General features: G+C 72.3%; 15 protein-coding genes. All 15 read left to right on the top strand.

The genetic code is table 11. The annotated features are described in order from the left end of the window. The first annotated feature begins 35 nt into the window (after positions 1–35). The 15 genes from ACQP2P_RS44800 to ACQP2P_RS44730 all read left to right on the top strand — a co-directional run bounded on the left by ACQP2P_RS44800 (position 36) and on the right by ACQP2P_RS44730 (position 18,216). Positions 36–710 carry an SGNH/GDSL hydrolase family protein gene (locus ACQP2P_RS44800; protein WP_433619540.1) on the top strand — a complete coding sequence of 225 codons (675 nt, stop codon included), beginning with the start codon at positions 36–38 and terminating at the stop codon, positions 708–710. Positions 711–885: 175 nt separating this feature from the next. Next, a complete protein-coding gene (locus tag ACQP2P_RS44795; protein ID WP_433611616.1) occupies positions 886–1,929 on the top strand; it encodes an SdrD B-like domain-containing protein in 1,044 nt (347 codons plus the stop codon). A 1,033-nt stretch (positions 1,930–2,962) separates the two neighbouring features. Continuing rightward, the gene (locus tag ACQP2P_RS44790; protein ID WP_433611614.1) at positions 2,963–4,324 is read left to right on the top strand and encodes a S53 family peptidase; all 1,362 of its coding nucleotides are present in this window, start codon (positions 2,963–2,965) and stop codon (positions 4,322–4,324) included. A 140-nt stretch (positions 4,325–4,464) separates the two neighbouring features. Next, the gene (locus tag ACQP2P_RS44785) at positions 4,465–4,974 is read left to right on the top strand and encodes a mycothiol transferase (RefSeq protein WP_433611612.1); all 510 of its coding nucleotides are present in this window, start codon (positions 4,465–4,467) and stop codon (positions 4,972–4,974) included. 93 nt (positions 4,975–5,067) lie between these two features. Then, the gene (locus tag ACQP2P_RS44780; protein ID WP_433611610.1) at positions 5,068–6,390 is read left to right on the top strand and encodes an NAD(P)/FAD-dependent oxidoreductase; all 1,323 of its coding nucleotides are present in this window, start codon (positions 5,068–5,070) and stop codon (positions 6,388–6,390) included. 216 nt (positions 6,391–6,606) lie between these two features. After that, entirely contained in the window at positions 6,607–7,788 is a 1,182-nt protein-coding gene (locus ACQP2P_RS44775) for a reverse transcriptase family protein (RefSeq protein ID WP_433611608.1), read from the top strand. 21 nt (positions 7,789–7,809) lie between these two features. Next, positions 7,810–8,877 carry a calcium/proton exchanger gene (gene cax, locus ACQP2P_RS44770; RefSeq protein ID WP_433611606.1) on the top strand — a complete coding sequence of 356 codons (1,068 nt, stop codon included), beginning with the start codon at positions 7,810–7,812 and terminating at the stop codon, positions 8,875–8,877. 61 nt (positions 8,878–8,938) lie between these two features. Further along, positions 8,939–9,844, top strand: coding sequence for an expansin EXLX1 family cellulose-binding protein (locus tag ACQP2P_RS44765; RefSeq protein WP_433619538.1), 906 nt, complete (start codon positions 8,939–8,941; stop codon positions 9,842–9,844). Positions 9,845–9,853: 9 nt separating this feature from the next. Further along, positions 9,854–10,306 (top strand): MarR family winged helix-turn-helix transcriptional regulator, encoded by a 453-nt coding sequence (locus ACQP2P_RS44760; protein WP_433611604.1) that lies wholly within the window; start codon positions 9,854–9,856, stop codon positions 10,304–10,306. Positions 10,307–10,336: 30 nt separating this feature from the next. Further along, positions 10,337–12,637, top strand: a complete 2,301-nt coding sequence (locus ACQP2P_RS44755) for a hypothetical protein (RefSeq protein WP_433611602.1) — start codon at positions 10,337–10,339, stop codon at positions 12,635–12,637. Positions 12,638–13,147: 510 nt separating this feature from the next. Beyond that, positions 13,148–14,308, top strand: coding sequence for a hypothetical protein (locus ACQP2P_RS44750; RefSeq protein WP_433611600.1), 1,161 nt, complete (start codon positions 13,148–13,150; stop codon positions 14,306–14,308). After that, a complete protein-coding gene (locus ACQP2P_RS44745; protein ID WP_433611598.1) occupies positions 14,305–15,813 on the top strand; it encodes an NADH-ubiquinone oxidoreductase-F iron-sulfur binding region domain-containing protein in 1,509 nt (502 codons plus the stop codon). Before ACQP2P_RS44750 ends, ACQP2P_RS44745 begins: the two co-directional genes overlap by 4 nt. A 4-nt stretch (positions 15,814–15,817) precedes the next feature. After that, positions 15,818–16,408, top strand: coding sequence for a sigma-70 family RNA polymerase sigma factor (locus ACQP2P_RS44740; RefSeq protein WP_433611596.1), 591 nt, complete (start codon positions 15,818–15,820; stop codon positions 16,406–16,408). 255 nt (positions 16,409–16,663) lie between these two features. After that, positions 16,664–17,305 (top strand): COG4315 family predicted lipoprotein, encoded by a 642-nt coding sequence (locus tag ACQP2P_RS44735; RefSeq protein ID WP_433611594.1) that lies wholly within the window; start codon positions 16,664–16,666, stop codon positions 17,303–17,305. Then, positions 17,305–18,216: a DUF4142 domain-containing protein gene (locus ACQP2P_RS44730; RefSeq protein ID WP_433611592.1), complete on the top strand. Its 912-nt coding sequence runs from the start codon at positions 17,305–17,307 to the stop codon at positions 18,214–18,216. The genes ACQP2P_RS44735 and ACQP2P_RS44730 overlap by 1 nt, the downstream gene beginning before the upstream one ends. Positions 18,217–18,356 lie beyond the last annotated feature (140 nt).

Genomic DNA, 18,356 nt, shown 5'->3' with positions numbered 1-18,356 from the left:
TCTGGATCGTGAACCGACGGGTGTCCGGGTTGCTGGTGGCCGTGTCTCTGGTTGCCGGCTGTGCCGGTCCGACGGTCGCGGGTCCGGTGCCCAGCCCGTCGCCGGCGCCGATCGTGCGGATCATGCCGCTCGGTGACTCGATCACCGATGGATTGACGGTGCCCGGGGGGTACCGCGGGCCGCTGTGGCAGGAGCTCACCGAGCTGGGCGCGCGGATCGACTTCGTCGGGTCGATGGACAGCGGTCCGCCCGACCTGCCCGATCATGATCACGAGGGTCACTCCGGCGCCCGGATCGACGAGATCGACGCGAAGGTCGAGGCCTGGGTCCGGGCGGTCGCCCCCGATGTCGTGCTGCTGCAGGCCGGTACCAACGACGTCCTGCAGAACCTCGCGATGCCCGAGGCGCCTGACCGCCTCGGCTTGCTCATCGACCACGTACTCGCCGCGGCCCCCCAAGCGATCGTGTTCGTCGCGTCGATCACGCCGCTGGTCGATCCGGGCCGGGAGGAGCAGGTGGAGGCGTTCAACGCGCGGCTGCCCGCGGTGGTGGCGGCGCGGGGGCCGCGCGTGCGCTTCGTGGACATGCACGCCGGGCTTGGCGTCGAGGACCTGCAGGACGGGATCCACCCCAATACCGGCGGTTACGCGAAGATGGCCGGCGTCTGGGTCGGCGCGCTGCGTCCGGTGCTGCAGGGTGGGCGGCGTTGAGCGGCCGGGGTACTGCCGACCGGGCGGGTCGGGTCCGCCGTGAGGGTCATGGCTGGGCGCCGGGCCGGGCCGGGACGTCGGGGTCGCCCGGGCCGGCACGGTCGGTTCGTCGGATCCGCTGAATCCAGCCGGCTGCGGGCCGTACGCCGGCGCGGGCGGCTCGGCGTGAACCGGCATGGACGGCGCGACTCCGGCCGACCCGGCGGGCACCACCGTCCTCAAGTTCGTCGCTGACCGCGCCCGCGTCGACACCTTCCTCGGCGGCATCGACGCCAAGAAGGCCAACGAGCTGCGTGCACTCGCTGTGGCCGCCCTCGCCGGCGCGGTCATCTCCCTCATCCCTGGTCCCGCGGCCTTCGCCGCCGACACCAAGGCCACGATCACGGCCTCGGCCACCGCCGACAAGACGGCGTACGCCGAGACCGACACGTTCACCGTCACCGTGAAGGTGACGAACACCAGCTCGGTAGACGCCAAACACGTGCACTACATCGGCGGCGACAACGAATCGGTCAAGAACGTCGTCTGGGGCGCCATTTCAACCGGCTTCGACCTGGCCGCACACGAGACGAAGAGCCTGCCGATCACCGGGAAGTTCGAGCACTCGGCCTGGACGCACGGGTACGGCGGCATCGCATTCTCCCTGGGCGCCGACAACATCGACGGCGAGGGCGCCTTCACCGGTGTGCAGCTCAACGTGCCGGGCGCGTTCGCGCAGTTCTCCGGCGTCATCTTCCAGGGCGAGTCGGTGAGCAGCCCGTACGAGCCGGGCAAAACCCCGGGCGTGCCGGGCGTCGTGGTGACCGCGAAGACCAACGACGGCAAGACCGTGCTCGGCCAGGCCACCACCGGCGCCGACGGCACCTTCAAGTTCGCCCACCTGCCGGCCGGCATCGCGCGGCTGACCTTCGAGGCGCCCCGCGGCTGGAAGGTCCTGTCGGGTGAGAACGGCAACGGGACGCCCGAGCAGGTCCAGGTGATCGCCGAGCAGGCCGACCTTCCGAGCGTCTTCATCGTGGCCAAGCAGGTGCCGGTGCCGAGCGACTCGCCGTCCTCGTCCCCGTCGGTCTCGGTCTCACCGTCGGCCTCGGCCGGCCCAGCGCTGCCGGTCACCGGCTCGAACACCACCTTGCTGGCCGTCGCCGGTGTCGTTGCGGTCGCGGTCGGGGCCGGACTGGTACTGATCGCCCGGCGGCGCCGGGTCCGGCTGGAGATCTGAGGACGCTCACGCTCATTGAACGGCAGGCCGGCCGGGCTCGACACCAATTCGAGCCCGGCCGGCCTGCCGTTTGAGCGCCGGACTTTCTACCCGGAGGTTCGGGGTTCGAGTCCTTGGCGGCCCACTGTATTGCTGCGCCTTCGGCGCGGCGGGGTTCCCACCCGCACCCCCATGGCCGCTGCGCGGCCAATGGCGAGCGCGTTCGCGCCGCCAGATCACCCAGCCCGTGGGGCCGCGAAAGGCCAAAGGCTCGCAGCTGCCTCCAGGCGAGCGGGTCGTGCCCGTCCTCGTCGCTCATCCGGCGCAGCCGCGCCAGGGGCCGCGCGTCTCCCCGCACGGCCAGCCTGGTCGCCGCCTGAATCCGCGCCTCCCTGTCGTCGCCGTCGAGCCGGGCGGCGAGCGTCGCGGGTGTCCTGACCGGACTGGGCGTACCCGCTGTCCAGCGGCCGCCGGGGTCCGCGGCGATCCGCGCCTCGGTCAAGGTCGCCGCCTTCTCGGCCGCGGTGCGCTCGCCGGGCCGGAAGTAGATGTCCCGGACGGTCGCGCTCGGACCAGTACAGGCGGACTCCACGCGCTCGAGCAGCCATTCGCGGGCCGTCAGGCCCTCGGCGGCCTCGTCCCAGCCGTCCGGGGACTCCTCGCCGTCCCAGAACCAGCCGGTGAAGATCTCCGCCGGGTTCTCGATCGCGGCTTCACCCGGAATGGGCAGTTCCAGTCGGCGGTCGAACGACTCGCGGCTCATGGGCAGGCGGGCCGCCACCAGGAAGCTGTCAGACCGACGTCTCCCTCGCCGCCTGGGCGTCGGCCGAGGGACGGCACGCCCGTCCAGCGTGCGCCGACTGGTAGCTGGAAGTTGACTGGGAGCGACCAGACATCGTTACGTGATGGTGGCGGGATTATTCCGGGAAGATGTCCCATTTGGAAGGGGATCTAGGTTGAGAAAGGGTAACGAATAGGGTTCGGCCGATGGCGCGGCAGCCTCGTGGCGGGGTCCGATGGGCGGGTCCAATTTGGCCTTGCTCGAGAGGTGTCGATGAAGCTCATCTCGATCGTGTCCCGGGCCGCCGTCGCGACGGTCGTGACGACCACCGTGGCCGGCTTCGCCGCGGTGGCCCTGCCTGCGGCGGCCTCGGCCGCGGCGCCCGCGTTCAAGCTCCGTCCGGCGGTCACCGGGCATGTCGAAAAGGTCTCCCGGACCGCCCCGCTGTCCACGTCCGACTGCCTCGCGCAGATCGGCATCCACTGCTACTCGCCGCTGCAGTACCGCACGGCGTACAACCTCAACCCGCTGTACTCCCGCGGTATCACGGGCAAGGGCCGCACCATCGTCATCGTCGACTCGTTCGGGTCGCCGACGATCCAGCACGACCTCGAGGTCTTCGACGCGCAGTTCGGCCTGCCGAACACGAACGTCCAGATCGTCAAGGCCGGCAACGTGCCCCCGTTCGACCCGGCCAACGCCGATCACGTCGGCTGGGCCCAGGAGACCACGCTCGACGTCGAGTACGCGCACGCCATCGCGCCCGACGCCAAGATCGTGCTCGTGGAGACGCCGGTCGCCGAGACCGAGGGCGTCACCGGCCTGCCCGAGATGATGGACGCCGAGAAGGCGCTCATCGACAAGGGCGTCGGCGACGTGATCTCGCAGAGCTTCGGCGCGACCGAGAACACGTTCCCCGGCTTCGACAAGGGCGACTTCAGCAGCATCCAGAAGCTGCGGTACGCCTACACCGACGCGGCGCTGCACGGCGTCACGGTGCTGGCCGCCTCGGGCGATGCCGGGGCCACCGACTACCAGGCGAACGGTGAGGACCTCTACACCTACCCGGTCAACTCCTGGCCGTCGTCGGACCCGCTGGTGACCTCGATCGGCGGCACGCAGCTCAACCTCGACAACACCGGCAAGCGCGTCTCGGCCGACGTCGTGTGGAACGACGGCTACGGGGCCGGCGGCGGCGGGCTCTCGCACGTCTTCCCGCGCCCGCTCTTCCAGGCCGGCGTGCAGAACGTGGTGGGCAACCACCGCGGGACGCCGGACATCTCGATGAGCGCCGCGGTCGACGGCGGGGCGTGGGTGTACTACACCTTCGTCGGCGCCGCCTCGCCGTGGCACATCTTCGGCGGTACCAGCGAGGCCACCCCGATCTTCTCGGGCATCGTGGCCCTCGCCGACCAGCAGGCGGGCCGCCGCCTGGGCGACATCAACGCGGCCCTGTACCTGCTGGGCGCGGGCAGCACCCACACCCACCTGCCGACCGGCCTGGTGGACGTGACCTCGGGCGACAACAGCTTCGAGGGCGTGACCGGCTTCCCCGCGACGCCCGGCTACGACCTGAGCTCGGGCTGGGGCACCATCGACGCGAACAAGTTCGTGCCGGCGCTGGCCTTCCTGTAGTGCGGTTTCTCCAGTGGCCCCCGGTTCGCCGGGGGCCACTGGCACGTCGCCGGAGGCCGCTGGCCTGTCCGGCGAGGCATCTCCGGGGCCGGGATGGGTAAGGATGCGAGGTGACCAAGCGCGGAAAGGAGTGCTGAGCGATGCGCGCGAACGAACTGCTGGCCGAGGGCTACGGGCGCCTGCCCGACCTGGTGCGCGGGGCCGTGGAGGGGTTGAGCGCCGAGCAGCTGCACTGGGCGCCGCGGCCCGGGGCGAACTCGATCGGCTGGCTCGTCTGGCATCTCACCAGGGTGCAGGACGACCACATCACGGACCTGCTGGACGGGGTCGAGCAGCTCTGGGTCACCGGGGATTACGCGAAGCGGTTCGGGCTCGAGGCGCACGCGCGCGACACCGGCTACGGGCACACGCCGGACGAGGTCGAGACGGTGCGGCCGGAGTCGCCGGAGGTGCTGCTGGAGTACTTCGACGCGGTCTACGCCCGCACCCGCGCCTTCGTGACGCGGCTCGGCGAGGACGATCTCGACAAGATCGTCGACGAGCGCTGGGACCCGCCCGTGTCGCTCGGGGTGCGGCTCGTGAGCGTCCTCGACGACGCCGTCCAGCACGCCGGGCAGGCCGCCTACGTGCGCGGACTCCTGCCGCAATAGGGCCGCTGCGAGGTAGTGCAGGACACACCGCTGCGCGGCGGGAACGGTGGTGTACTTGAATGGCAGGGTCCACTGACCCATCGGGAGATGCACATGGACGAGCGTTCGCAGCGGCATCGGGTGGTCGTCATCGGGGCCGGATTCGGGGGGCTCTTCGCCACCAAGGCACTCAAGAGCGCCCCGGTCGACATCACCCTGATCAACGGCACCGCCTACCACCTGTTCCAGCCGCTGCTCTACCAGGTGGCGACCGGCATCCTGTCCGAGGGCGAGATCGCGCCGCCGATCCGCGAGATCCTCAAGCGGCAGGACAACGTCAAGACGCTGCTCGGCACCGCGACCCGCGTCGATCCCGCGGCCCGGCGGGTCGACGTGGTCGCGCCCGGGGTCGCCTACAGCGTCGACTACGACTCGCTCATCGTGGCCGCCGGCGCCTCGCAGTCGTACTTCGGCAACAACCAGTTCGCCGAGTTCGCGCCCGGCATGAAGAGCATCGACGACGCGCTGGAGCTGCGCGGGCGGATCTTCGGCGCGTTCGAGCTGGCCGAGATCGAGACCGACCCGGCCGTGATCGAGCGGCTGCTCACGTTCGTGGTCGTCGGGGCCGGCCCGACCGGCGTGGAGATGGCCGGGCAGATCGCCGAGCTCGCGCACCGGCACCTGCCGGGGCAGTACCACAACATCGACCCGCGGCAGGCGCGCATCATCCTCGTCGACGCGCTGCCGACCGTCCTGTCCACGTTCGGCGACCACCTGTCGACCCAGGCGCTGCGGCAGCTGCACAAGCTCGGCGTCGAGGTGGAGCTGAGCACCAAGGTCGTCGACGTGGACGAGACCGGCATCGAGGTCGAGACCGCCAACGGGCGGCGGCGCATCGAGTCGTCGACGAAGATCTGGGCCGCCGGGGTGTCCGCGCCGGCGCTGTCGACGCAGATCGCCGAGGCGACCGGGGCGGAGACCGACCGGGCCGGCCGGCTCAAGGTCAACCCCGACACCACGGTGCCCGGGCACCCGGAGATCTATGCGGTCGGCGACATGATGTCGCTCGAGCAGCTGCCCGGGGTGGCGCAGGTGGCCATCCAGAGCGGCCGGCACGCGGCGGGGCAGATCCGCAAGCGCCTCGCGGGCGAGCCGACCGGGCAGCCGTTCAAGTACTTCGACAAGGGCAGCCTCGCCACCATCTCGCGCTTCTCGGCCGTGGCCAGCGTCGGCAAGTTCCACTTCGCGGGGCTCCTCGGCTGGCTGCTCTGGCTCCTGGTGCACCTGCTCTACCTGGTCGGGTTCAAGAACCGGGTGACCGCGGTGCTGCACTGGTTCGTGAGCTTCATCGGTCGCGGCCGCTCCGAGCGGGTGGCCACGTATCAGCAGGTCTTCGCGCGGCAGGCGCTGCGGGAGTACCAGGACCGGTTGCCGTAGGGTTGTCCGCGTGGCAGCGCGTCCCGAGCTGATCGCGGCTCGCCGTGATCGCTCCGGGGCAACCCCGGGGGCGCACCCTTGAGCACCGCAGCACACCGCCGGCCCGCTGCCGCGCTTCGCGCGAGTCTGGGCAGGCACGACCGGGCTACGTCGGGGCGCGCTGCCGCGCACGCCCTCGCGCACGCCTTCCTGGCCGCGGCCGACTGGTCGCGGCCAGTGCTGCTCGAGGCCGGGTTCGAGGCCGTCGGGCGCCGGCCGCGCTGGATGGGGCCCCTGGTCTCGGCGATGCTGCGGGGGTACCGCGAAGGCCCCGCCGACCGCCCGCGGGAGCTCGCCGGGTTCCTCGCGGCCCACCTGCCCGCCCGGGTGCCGGCTCGGATCGTGGTGCGCCGGGCGGTGCCGACGTGGGTCGTGCGCATGCGGTGGGACACGCCGCCGCTCGGCGACCTCGCCGCCCTGGCCGGGTTCCTGGAGCTGGACGGCGACCGGCTCGACTGGTTCGCGGACCGGCGGGAGCTGAATCGCCGCAGCACGGTGGAATCGCTCAGACACTACCGGTACACCTGGATGGGTCTGCGTCTGATCGAGGCCCCCAAGCCGCGCCTGCGCGCCCTGCAGCGGCGGCTGCTGGACGAGGTGCTCGGGCGCGTGCCGGTGCACCCCGCCGCGCACGGCTTCGTGCCGGGCCGCAGTGTGCACACCTTCGCCGCGCCGCACGCCGGCCGGGCGGTGGTCGTCCGGCTCGATCTCGTCGCGTTCTTCTCGAGCGTCTCGGTGCGGCGGGTGTACGGCCTGTTCCGCGCGATCGGCTACCCGGAGCCGGTCGCCCACACGCTGGCCGCGCTGTGCACGACGAGCACGCCGTTCGCGGTCCTGCGCGGGCACGGCCCGCTGACGTCGCTGCTGCGCGCCCCGCACCTGCCGCAGGGCGCGCCGACCTCGCCGGCGCTGGCGAACCTGTGCGCCTACCGGCTCGACCGGCGGCTGAGCGGGCTCGCCGCGGCGTTCGGGGCCGAATACACCCGATACGCCGACGACCTCGCGTTCTCGGGCGCGTTCCCGCCGTCGTCGCTGGTCGACGCGGTGTCGCAGGTGGTGGCGGACGAGGGCTTCCGCGTGCACCCGGCCAAGACGCGGGTGCGCGGGCGCGGCGACCGGCAGCGGCTGGCCGGGCTCGTGGTGAACGACTCGCCGGCGGCGGCGCGGGACGAGTACGACCGGCTGCGCGCGATCCTGCACGCCGCCGCCCGCGACGGCCTCGACGCCGCCAACCGCGACGGTCACCCCGACTTCGCGGCGCACCTCGCGGGCCGGATCGCCTGGGTCGCCGCCGGCCGCCCGGCCCGGGCCGCGAAACTGCGGGAACTGTACAGGGCGGCCACCGCGACAGACTTGTGATCGAGTGCCATATTCAACGGCGTGACCGTGGAACGGGTTTTCGTTCGCTCCGACTTCACCATCTTCGGCATCTGCGCCGTGGCCGTGGGGCTCGCGGCGGTGACCCGCTACGCCGGCGTCTCCTCGGTGCTCGCCTTCGTCGTCGCGGGCGCCGCCGTGGCCGCCCTGGCCTCGCTCGTCGGCCGCAGCGTCGAGCAGCTCGGCGACCGCTTCGGCCCGGGCGCGACGGGCGTGCTGCAGGGCGCGCTGGGCAACCTGCCAGAGCTGTTCATCGGCTTCTTCGCGCTCAAGGCCGGCCTGGTCTCGGTGGTCCAGTCGGCCATCATCGGCTCGATCCTGTCGAACATCCTGCTGGTCCTGGGCCTGTCGTTCGTGGCCGGCGGCCTGCGGCACGGCACGCAGAAGTTCAACTCCGAGCGCGCGCGGACCACGATGGTGCTCATGGTGCTGGCGACGGGCGCCCTGGTCCTGCCGAGCCTCGCCTCCTACGTGCACACCCCGGCCGAGCCGCACGAGCGGTCGCTGTCGATCTTCGTCGCGATCATCCTGCTGCTCGTCTTCGCCCTGTCGCTGCCGGCGAGCCTGAAGCGCGGCGCGGCGGCGGGCGCGGACGTGCACATGGAGCCGCCGCGCTGGCCGGTCTGGCTCGCCGTGGCCCTGCTGGCGGTCGCGAGCGGGTGCGCGGCGCTCGTGTCGGACTGGTTCGTCTACGCCCTGGAGCCGGCGATCGACGCGCTGGGCATCTCGCAGGCGTTCGCGGGCCTGGTGATCGTGGCCATCGCCGGCAACGCGATCGAGAACGTGATCGGCATCAAGCTGGCGTACAAGAACCAGTCGGACTACGCGCTGAGCGTGATCATCAACAGCCCGCTGCAGATCGCCCTGGTCCTGGCCCCGGCCCTGGTGCTGCTCAGCCTGCTCACGGCGACGACCCTGACGCTGGTCTTCGCGCCGATGCTCGTCATGGCCGTGGCGATCACGGTGATCGCCGTGGCCTTCATCGTCTTCGACGGCGAGTCGACCTGGCTGGAGGGGGCGACCCTGATCGCCCTCTACTGCATCATCGGCGCCGTCTTCTGGTGGGGCTGAGTTTTAAGCTTCGCTTTCGTCGGCGGTTTCGGCCCCGACCGCTCGGTACGCTGCGGCCGTGATGGAGCTGGACGGACCGCGCGGGCATCGGGCCGCACCCTGGTGGCGCGGCCGCCGCGCGCTCATCGTGGCCGGGGCCGGCGTCGTCGTGGCCGGGGTCGCCACCGCGGCGCTCGTGGCCCAGGCGTCCGGCGCCGCCTGCGCGGCCACGGTCGGCAACGGCAACGGGCAGGCCACCTACTACGCGGCCGACGGCGGCGGGAACTGCTCGTTCGACAAGGTCGCGGAGCCGCTCGTCGTCGCGCTCGGCAACGCGGAGTACCAGAACGGGGCGGCCTGCGGCGGGTACCTCGACGTCAAGGGGCCCAAGGGCAGCGTCCGCGTGAAGATCACGGATCGCTGCCCCGAGTGCGCCGCGGGGCACATCGACCTCAGCCGGCAGGCGTTCGCCAGGATCGGGGCGATCGACGACGGGATCATCAAGGTCTCCTACAGCCAGGTGAGCAATCCCGGCGTGCCCGGCGGGATGACGGTCCGCGTCAAGGAGGGCTCGTCGCGGTACTGGCTCGCCCTGCGCTTCGACAACACCGGGAACCCCCTGGCCGGCGCCGAGATCCAGTCGGGCGGTTCGTTCCAGGCGCTCGCCCGCACCGACTACAACTACTGGATCGCCGAGAGCGGCGCCGGCAACGGGCCGTTCACGGTGCGGGTCACCGACACGGCGGGCCGGCGCACCACGCTCAACGGGGTCACGCTCAGCGTCGGCACCGTGCAGAAGCCCGGCGCGCAGGCCGCCACCACCTCGCCGTCCGCGCCGAAGCCGAGCCGCCCCTCGGTCACCGGGTCCGCGGCCCCCACCGAGCTCGCCGTCGTCGCGCCGTCGGCCGTCTCGAGCGAGCCGTCGCCGGACGCGAGCCCGGGCAAGGTCCTGAGCAGCCCCGGTGACCTCCATCCCTGCCGCATATAGTCATCTTCAGTGACTACTACACCCACCGATCTCGGCGTCCTCTCCGCGCAGGTGCTCTTCGCGCTGCAGAAGGAGCTGTTCGGGCGCCTGGCCGAGCAGGGGCACCCGCGGCTGCGCCCGCGCCACGGGGCCGTGCTGGCCTACCTCGACCCCGAGGGGAGCCGCGCCACCGAGCTCGCGGCCCAGTCGGGCCAGCACAAGCAGGTCATCGGGACGCTGGTGGACGAGCTGGAGGAGCTGGGCTACGTCCAGCGCCGCCCCGACCCCCAGGACCGCCGCGCGAAGCTGGTCGTCCCCACCGAGCTGGGCCTGGACCAGGGGCGCAAATCGCGAGCCATCCTCGCCGACATCGAGGCCCGGCACGCCGCGGACGTCGGCGCGGACGCGTACGCCGCGTTCAAGGCCGTCCTGATCCGCATCGCGGCCCGCCAGCGGGTGAATTCGCCGCCGTTTCCCGGCTGAGCGCCGCGCGCTGCGGTAGGAAAGCGGGTCATGGCCCTGCTCGCTGAGCGCGACACGTCGGAAACGCACGTCAGGCGGACCTCCCGGGTGTCGTGGCGGTCGGGGTGGTGGCCGGCCGGGCTGGTCTTCGTCGCGACCGGGGCCGTGCTGCACGCGTACGGCGTCTCGCTCCCGGCGTACCTCACGTTCGCCGCGTACGTCGGCCTCGCCGTGACGCTGCCCGGGATGCTGCTGTGGCGGCTCGTCCACCGCGGCTCCCGCGGGCTCGGCGAGGACCTCGCGGTGGGCACGGCCGTCGGCTACGGCGTCGAGGTGCTCGCCTACGTGCCCGCCCGGGCGCTCGGCGCCCCGCTCGCCGCGCTTCTGGTGCCGGCCGGTGTCCTCGGGGCCTTCGCCGGGATCAAACGGCTGCGGCGGTACTGGCGCGGCAGTGGTCCGGCCGGCCGCGCCCCGGTCGCGCACTCGTGGACCCTCGCCGTGATCGCCCTGGTCCTGCTGTTCTGGAGCACGCTCTACTACCGCCACCACGGCTTCGGGTGGCCGAGCTACGGCAAGCCCGACATCGACCTGACGTTCCACCTGGCGCTGGTCGGCGAGCTCAAGCACCACATGGACCTGGTCACGCCGTGGGTGACCAGTGAGCCGATCTACTACCACTGGTTCGCCTACGCCGACATGGCCGCGGCGAGCTGGGCGACCGGCATCGAGCCGTACGTGCTGGTGACCCGCCTGTCCATGCTCCCGGTGATCTTCGCGCTCGTGGTCGCGGTCGCGGCCGTCGGCCGGCGCGTCGGCGGCTCGTGGACGGCGGGGGCCGGCACGGCCCTGGCCGCGTTCTTCGCGCTCTCCCCGGACCCCTACGGCTGGGTGCAGGACCTGTTCTACCGCGACTACGGCTTCAACGCGACGGACGACGGCTCCAACATCCGGCTCACCCTGTGGACGAGCCCGACCCAGACGTTCGGGGCGCTGCTGTTCGTACCGCTGATGCTGATCCTGCTCGACCTCCTGCGCGAACACGGCGCGGACCGACGGCGCCGGCTCGCGTTCCTGCTGCTCCCGGCCGCGGTGATGGGCGCCAAGGCCAGCTTCCTGCCGACCCTCTTCTCCGGCCTGCTGCTGGTGCTGGCCGTCCACCTGCTCGTGCACCGCCGCATCCACCGGGTCGCGGCCGCCGCCCTGGCCGTGATCCTCGGCTGGCTCATCTTCGCCCAGCTGGTCCTCTTCGGCGGCGAGAGCCAGGGCCTGGGGCTGGGCCCGCTGGACGCCCTGCGCCGCAACCCGGCCGGCGTGACCACGCACTACACCGAGGATCCGCGCTCGTACCGCCTGATCGTCCTGCTGGCCCTGACGGCGCTCGGCTGGCTGGCGATCTGGGGCGGCGCGCTGGGCCTGCGCCGGCGGCTCCTGGGCCCGGATGCCGTGCTGCTGCTCGGCCTGGGCCTGGCCGGCTTCTCGATCCTGATCCTGTTCGGCCACTCGGGCGGCCAGGCGGAGGGCTTCTTCCTGCAGGGCGCCCGGCCCTACCTCGCGGCGCTGGCGACCTGGGGCCTGCTGTCCCTGGTCACCTCGGGCCGCGCGATCTTCGCGTTCGGGGCCGGCGTCGTGCTCGTCTACGTCCTGCGCCTCCTCGACGGCTCGACCGTCCCCGTGATCGGCCCCGAGCGCCGCGCCGCCGCCGTGACCGTGGACCTCGTCTGGCCGTGGGCCGTGATCGCCGTGCTCGCGGTGGCCGGGCTGCTGGCGGCCCGCCGGCGCCCGGCCGTCTACGGTCTCGTGGCGGTCTTCCTGCTCGGCTGCACCGCCCCGACCGCCGTCCGCCAGCTCACCTACGCGGTCCAGGACGGCCGCGAGAACGGCTGGTCCGAGCGCGCCGACCTCTGGCCGATCGTCACCCAGGGCACCCTCGAGGCGGGCCGCTGGCTCCGCGATCATTCGTCGCCGAACGACCTCGTGGCCACCAACATGCACTGCGCCTACGAGGGTCGCCGGGGCCGCTCCGCGTGCGACCGCCGGCACTTCGGCATCGCCGCCTACAGCGAGCGCCGGGTCCTGGTCGAGTCGTGGGCCTACACCGCCGAGGCCCACGACCAGGAGGTGATCCAGGGTGTACCGCAGGAGCACACCGCCTACTGGTATCCGCGGATCCTGGCCGACAACGACGCCGCCTTCGCCCGCCCGTCCCCGGACACGATCGGCGTGCTGCGCGACCGGTACCACGTCCGCTGGCTCTTCACCGAGGACGACATCATGCCGCCGTCGCCGGAGCTGTCACGCTACGCGACGCTGATGTTCCGCTCCGGAGCGTGTGCCGTCTACCGGCTCGACTGAATCTCACGGGTTGTGCGGGTCCGAACGGTGTGATCATCGCCCGGCTCAAGAGTTTCCGAAAGAAGCCCTAACGGTCACTTAAGCAACGGTTCACGGAGGCCGCCCGATTACGGCTCGAAGTGGATCGATGACGGATTTCCTCGCCGTGTGCACCATGTGCGGGAGATAGCCGACAAATCGGGCAAATAACCCCGACCTCCGCCCTGAAAGCGCTCCATACCGATGCCTGACGATCCTTAGGCGAACAATAAAGAGGATTAACAGAGCTTCAAATTGGGTCTGTGGATCATGTTCCGCAGGCGTGGAAGTGCACGATGAAACTTAAATTGACCCCCTCCTCAGCCCCTGCCTAGGTTGGTTTCGCCGGTTGGTGGAAACCGCCGGAAACCAGCTCGACAGGATAGAGGAACTGCAATGGTTCAGCCGCACCCGCCGGACTCCGGCGGGGCCCAGCCACCACGCGGTCGATCCACACGGGGCGGTCCGCCGTCCGCGGTCAACGTCGGGCTCGTGGCCCTCGCCGGGCTGCTGCTGCTCGGCGTGGCGACCGGCGGCGGACGCGAGACGATGACCCAGCTCTTCGCGTTCCTGGTCTTCTACTGCGGCGTCTTCACGCTGGTGTCGCTGACGCTGACGGTCATCGTCGGCCTTGTCGCCACCGACCGCATCATGCTCGTGGCCCGGCACCGCGTCTGGGTCCAGTCGGTCCATCGCACCCTCGGCATCGTCGCGATCGCCATGCTCGGCCTGCACATCGGCACCGAGCTGATGAGCGCGCGGGTCAGCGTGTTCGGCGCGCTGGTCCCGTTCACCACGGCGCCGTTCACCATCGGGGCGGGCACCATCGCGGCGTACCTGATGGTGCTGGTGATGTGGACCGGCATGGTCCGCGCCCGCTTCGCGCAGACCGGCAAGCCGTGGATGTGGCGGCCGCTGCACGCCACGGCGTACCTCTGCTGGCCCGTCGCCCTCTGGCACGGCCTCAACGCCGGGCGCCCGCCGGCCGTCTGGGTGACCGCGAGCTACCTGCTGCTGGCCTTCCTCACCTTCGTCGCGCTCGGCCTGCGGCTGTCCGTCGAGCGCAACCGGCGCCGCCAGCAGCTCGCCGCCGACCGCACCACCACCCTCATCGCGCCCGTGGGGCGGCCGGAGCCGGTCTCGTACGACCGCCGCGCCACCCGGTCCCGCCCGGCCGGCCGCTTCCAGTGGGACGCGCCGCCGGCCGACCAGCTGTGGTCCACGCAGGACAGTGACGCCGACCTGCGCGCCGACTACCGCCGCGAGCCCGTCGTCGAGCCGGTCACCGCCATCCCCTCCTACGACGACAGCTTCGTCGAGCCGGTCTTCGAGCCGACCTACCGTGGGGTCGCCAAGCCGGTCCACGACGACTACGACCCCTACGCCGCCTACACGCCCGAGCCGTCGTCCACAGTGGACGACACGGCCGGCATGACGCTGCGGGACCGGTTCGCCGCGCGGCGCTCGGCCGCGGCCGTCGCGGAGGCCGAGCAGGACCGCTACGCCGACGACGACACGCCCACGCTGGTCAACCTCGACACCCGGCGCGAGCTGCGCCGCCAGGAGCGCGAGGCGAGCCGCGGCCGGCGGTACCGCGCCGACGGCGACGACGATCTGGACTTCTGGAACCGGATTCGGGGCGAGGCCCGATGAGCTCGCGCAGCCGCGGCTCCACCGCCACCGCCGCACCGCAGGTGCCGACGGTGCTGTCGATCGGCCCGGCCCGGCTCACCGCCGGGCTCGACCGGGCCGAGCGGCTGGACCTGCGCGCGCACCAGCAGGTGCACGGCCCGATCGGCCCGCTGTCGATGCGCGGCCTGCTCGAGCTCGCCGAGGACATCCAGCTCACCGGCCGCGGCGGCGCCGGCTTCCCGTTCCACAAGAAGGTCAAGGCCGTCGTCGACGTCGTCGAGCGGCGCATGCTCGCGCCCTTCGTGGTGGTCAACGCGACCGAGGGCGAGCCGGCCGCGTGGAAGGACAAGGTCCTGCTGACCCGCGCGCCGCACCTCATCCTCGACGGCGCCGCGCTCGTCGCGTGGGCGCTGCGGGCGGTGGAGATCGTGCTGTGCGTGGCCGACGACGGGGTGGGGGAGCGCTCGCTGCTCAACGCCCTGGCCGAGCGGGACATGCCGGTGCCGTCGCGCGTCGTGCGGGTGCCGCACCGGTTCATCTCCGGCGAGGGCGGCGCCCTGGTGCAGGGCATCAACGGCTTCCCGCACATCCCGCCGGGCATCAAGCGCCGCGCGGCCGAGGCCGGCGTGGAGGGGCAGCCGACGCTGCTGTCCAACGCGGAGACGTTCGCGCAGCTGGCGATCGCGGCCCGGATCGGGCCCCGGCGCTACTGCGAGGTCGGCGACGCGGAGAACAAGGAGCCGGGCACCGTCCTGCTCAGCGTCACCGGCAGCGCGCGACACCCGGCCGTGGTGGAGTGCCCGACCGGCACGCCGCTGGAGGAGGTGCTCGACCTGTGCGCCGTCCCGGCCGGGCCGGCCGTGCTCACCGGCGGCTTCCACGGCCGCTGGCTGGACATGGCGCTGGCGTCCCGCGCCGCCGTCTCGCGCCGCGGCTTCAAGGCCGTCGGTGGGGCGCTCGGCGCCGGGATCATCCTGCCCATCGGGCCGGAGACGTGCCCGGTCGGCGAGGTGGCGCGGGTGGTGCGGTATCTGGCGGCCGAGTCGGCGGGCCAGTGCGGTCCGTGCCGGCTGGGCCTGCCCGACCTGGCCCGGGCCGTGGACGGGCTCGCGTCCGGGGCCGGGGATCCGGCCGTCGTGCGTGCGGCCGCGGCCGCGGTCAAGGGGCGGGGGGCTTGCAGCCATCCGGACGGTACGGCGGGATTCGCCACGTCCGCCCTGGAAGTCTTCGCCGACGATCTGGCCCGCCACGCCCGAGCCGGCGACTGTGGACGGCCGGTCGCCGGGGTGCTGCCGGTGCCCACCGCCCGCGACGAGGGCGGCTCGCGGCGGCTGCACGTCGACTGGTCCCGCTGCGACGGCCACGGGCTGTGCGCGGACGTGGCTCCCGACCTGATCCGGCTGGACGGCAACGGCTATCCGGCCTTCATGGACGCACCCGTGCCGGTGCGGCTCGAACCCGTCGCCGCGCAGGCGGTGGCGATGTGCCCGGCACTCGCGCTGCGTATGGCTGCCCCGAAACGGTGACGCGATGATCGAGGCCTACGGCAACCGAACCCACCGGCCCGCGCCCGGCGCCCGGGACGCGGACGACGAGCTGCTCGTCGCCCTGTACCGCGAGCACGCCGACGCCCTGCTGCGCTTCGTCGCCCGCCTGACCGGCGGCGACCGGCAGCGGGCCGAGGACATCGTGCAGGAGACCCTGCTGCGCGCCTGGCGCAACGCGGACCGTTTCGACCACAACGCGGTCGGCTCGCTGCGCCCGTGGCTGTTCACGGTCGCGCGGCGCATCGCCATCGACGAGCACCGCAGCGCGAGCGCCCGGGCCGGGGAGACCTACGGCCAGGACCTCGACGAGCTGTGGCTGGCCGACCTCGCACAGTCCGACGAGACCGAGCGCGTGCTGGCCAACATGGTCGTGATGGACGCGCTGCGCAGCCTCAGCCGGGCGCATCGCGAGATCCTCGTGGAGACCTACCTGCGGGACCGGACGGTCAACGAGGTCGCCGAGCGGCTGGGGCTCCCGCTGGGCACGGCGAAGTCGCGGGTGTACTACGCGCTGCGCTCCCTGCGCGCCGCGCTCGACGCCCGCAACAGCTCCGCGGACCGCGGCCCGCGCTAGTTCGCTGCGCGGTGTTTCGCGCCGCGCTCGACGCGCGCAATGGTTCTACGGGCCGCGGCCCGCGCTAGTTGGCTGCGCGGTGTTTCGCGCCGCGCTCGACGCGCGCAATGGTTCTACGGGCCGCGGCCCGCGAGAGTTCGAGGAAGCTCCCAGCAATCTTTGTGAATTTGTCCACTGTGGAACCTTCAGTCTCGGTCCTCCCCGCCGCCCGTACCACTTGGCGGAACGCGAGATACGCCAACCGAGGAGGATCCAGTGGCAGCAACCAGGCTCACCGCCACCGTGGCGGGATGCGCCGCGGCGGCGGCCGCGCTGGCCGCCCTGACCGCGTGTGCGCCCCCCGGGGCCAACGTCGACAACACTGTCGACGCCGCTCAGGCCCAGGCCCAGGTGCCCGCGCTCAACGACGTCGCCGGCGAGAGCGCGGTGCCGGTCGTCGCGCCCGTCGGCTCGCAGACCACCGCGCTCAAGGCGGCGTCGATTCCCAAGATGGGCAAGGTCGTCACCGACCAGGACGGCTTCGTCCTGTACCGATTCGACAAGGACACCGCCAAGCCGCCGAAGTCCAACTGCGTCGACAAGTGCGCGCAGGTGTGGCCGCCCGCGATCACCGACGGCAACCCGGACCTCTCCGGCGTCGACCCGTCCGTCGTCGGCACCGTGACCCGCGCCGACGGCGCCCGCCAGATCACGCTGGCCGGCTGGCCCGTGTACCGCTACATCGGCGACCCCAAGCCGGGCGCCTGGAAGGGGCAGAACGTCGGCGGCGTCTGGTTCGTCGTGGCGCCCGACGGCAAGAAGAACCTCACCTGCCTCCCCACGCCCGCGCCCACCGCGGTGGAGCCTCCGGCCGCCTCGGCCGCGCCGACCGGTGACGGCGGGACCGGCGGCTACTGATGTACCCCGTCGAGCCCGACGGCGCCGGCTCCCGGCCGTGGCCGCGCCGCCGAACCTGGCCCTGGTGGGTGCTGATCGCCGCGGCCGTGGGCGTCATCCTGGGCGTGCCCTCGTGGCGCGCCGCCCTGACCGGTGGTCAGGCGGGCTCGGCGAACCCGCAGCAGACGGCGCCGGCGGCGGGCTACCCGGCCGGCGCCTCCCAGGCCGGCCAGAACCCGGTGCAGGTCGCCGCCACCGGCACACTGGCGGCCGGAGCCCTGCCCGCGGGCTACACGATGACCAGCTCCGGCCCGCTCGGCCCGGTGGACCGTGAGTTCCTGACCAAGGTGCGCCAGGCCGGGCTCTGGGAGGGTCCGGCCGGCAACATGGCGCAGACCAAGGCCGGTGACGAGCGCGTCAAGGAGGTCGGCAAGCAGCTCGCCATCGACCACAAGGGCCTCGACCAGCAGGTTCGGCAGGTGTCCGCGCAGCTCGGGGTACCGCTGCCGGACAAGCCGAGCGACGAGCAGCAGGGCTGGCTCAACGAGATGACCGCGGCCCAGACGGGATCGCAGTTCGACGACGTCTTCGCCAACCGCCTGCGGGCCGCGCACGGCAAGGTCTTCGCGCTCGTCTCCCAGATCCGCTCGGGCACGCGCAACGAGCTCGTGCGGACCTTCGCCCAGACCGCGGTCAACGTCGTGATGAAGCACATGACGCTGCTGGAGAGCATCGGCAACGTCAACTTCGGGGCGCTGCCCGAGCCGGTCAGCGGGGCGGCGCCCGCGAACAAGAGCAACACCACGCCCGCCGTGGCCTTCCAGCCGAATGCCGTCTGGGCGGTCGCGGGCCTTGCCGTCGCGATCGGGGCCTTCGCCGCGTTCCGAATCTTCCGCGGTTCCCGGCGTTCCCGGCATCGAACCGCGTACTGACCCCGTCCACTGTGGACGCATAGTCCTCGGCGCCGTCGAGTGCAAGGAAGGCCTCGGCGGCGCCGAGTCGGTTGCCGCATTTTTGCCGCACGTCATCGACTGTTATCGTGCGCTAGGCCTCGTGAGCGGGGCGGTTGCCG

This window comes from Dactylosporangium sp. CA-139114 (assembly GCF_050955725.1).
Taxonomy (GTDB): domain Bacteria; phylum Actinomycetota; class Actinomycetes; order Mycobacteriales; family Micromonosporaceae; genus Dactylosporangium.
The sequence above is the reverse complement of the archived record's forward strand: the minus strand, read 5'-3'. Positions and strand labels throughout refer to the sequence as shown.

Bases quoted from the DNA above. Each gene is read 5' to 3' on its own strand.
- ACQP2P_RS44795 (WP_433611616.1), top strand. From the start codon at position 886: ATGGACGGCGCGACTCCGGCCGACCCGGCGGGCACCACCGTCCTCAAG.
- ACQP2P_RS44790 (WP_433611614.1), top strand. From the start codon at position 2,963: ATGAAGCTCATCTCGATCGTGTCCCGGGCCGCCGTCGCGACGGTCGTG.
- ACQP2P_RS44785 (WP_433611612.1), top strand. From the start codon at position 4,465: ATGCGCGCGAACGAACTGCTGGCCGAGGGCTACGGGCGCCTGCCCGAC.
- ACQP2P_RS44780 (WP_433611610.1), top strand. From the start codon at position 5,068: ATGGACGAGCGTTCGCAGCGGCATCGGGTGGTCGTCATCGGGGCCGGA.
- ACQP2P_RS44765 (WP_433619538.1), top strand. From the start codon at position 8,939: ATGGAGCTGGACGGACCGCGCGGGCATCGGGCCGCACCCTGGTGGCGC.
- ACQP2P_RS44755 (WP_433611602.1), top strand. From the start codon at position 10,337: ATGGCCCTGCTCGCTGAGCGCGACACGTCGGAAACGCACGTCAGGCGG.
- ACQP2P_RS44745 (WP_433611598.1), top strand. From the start codon at position 14,305: ATGAGCTCGCGCAGCCGCGGCTCCACCGCCACCGCCGCACCGCAGGTG.
- ACQP2P_RS44740 (WP_433611596.1), top strand. From the start codon at position 15,818: ATGATCGAGGCCTACGGCAACCGAACCCACCGGCCCGCGCCCGGCGCC.
- ACQP2P_RS44730 (WP_433611592.1), top strand. From the start codon at position 17,305: ATGTACCCCGTCGAGCCCGACGGCGCCGGCTCCCGGCCGTGGCCGCGC.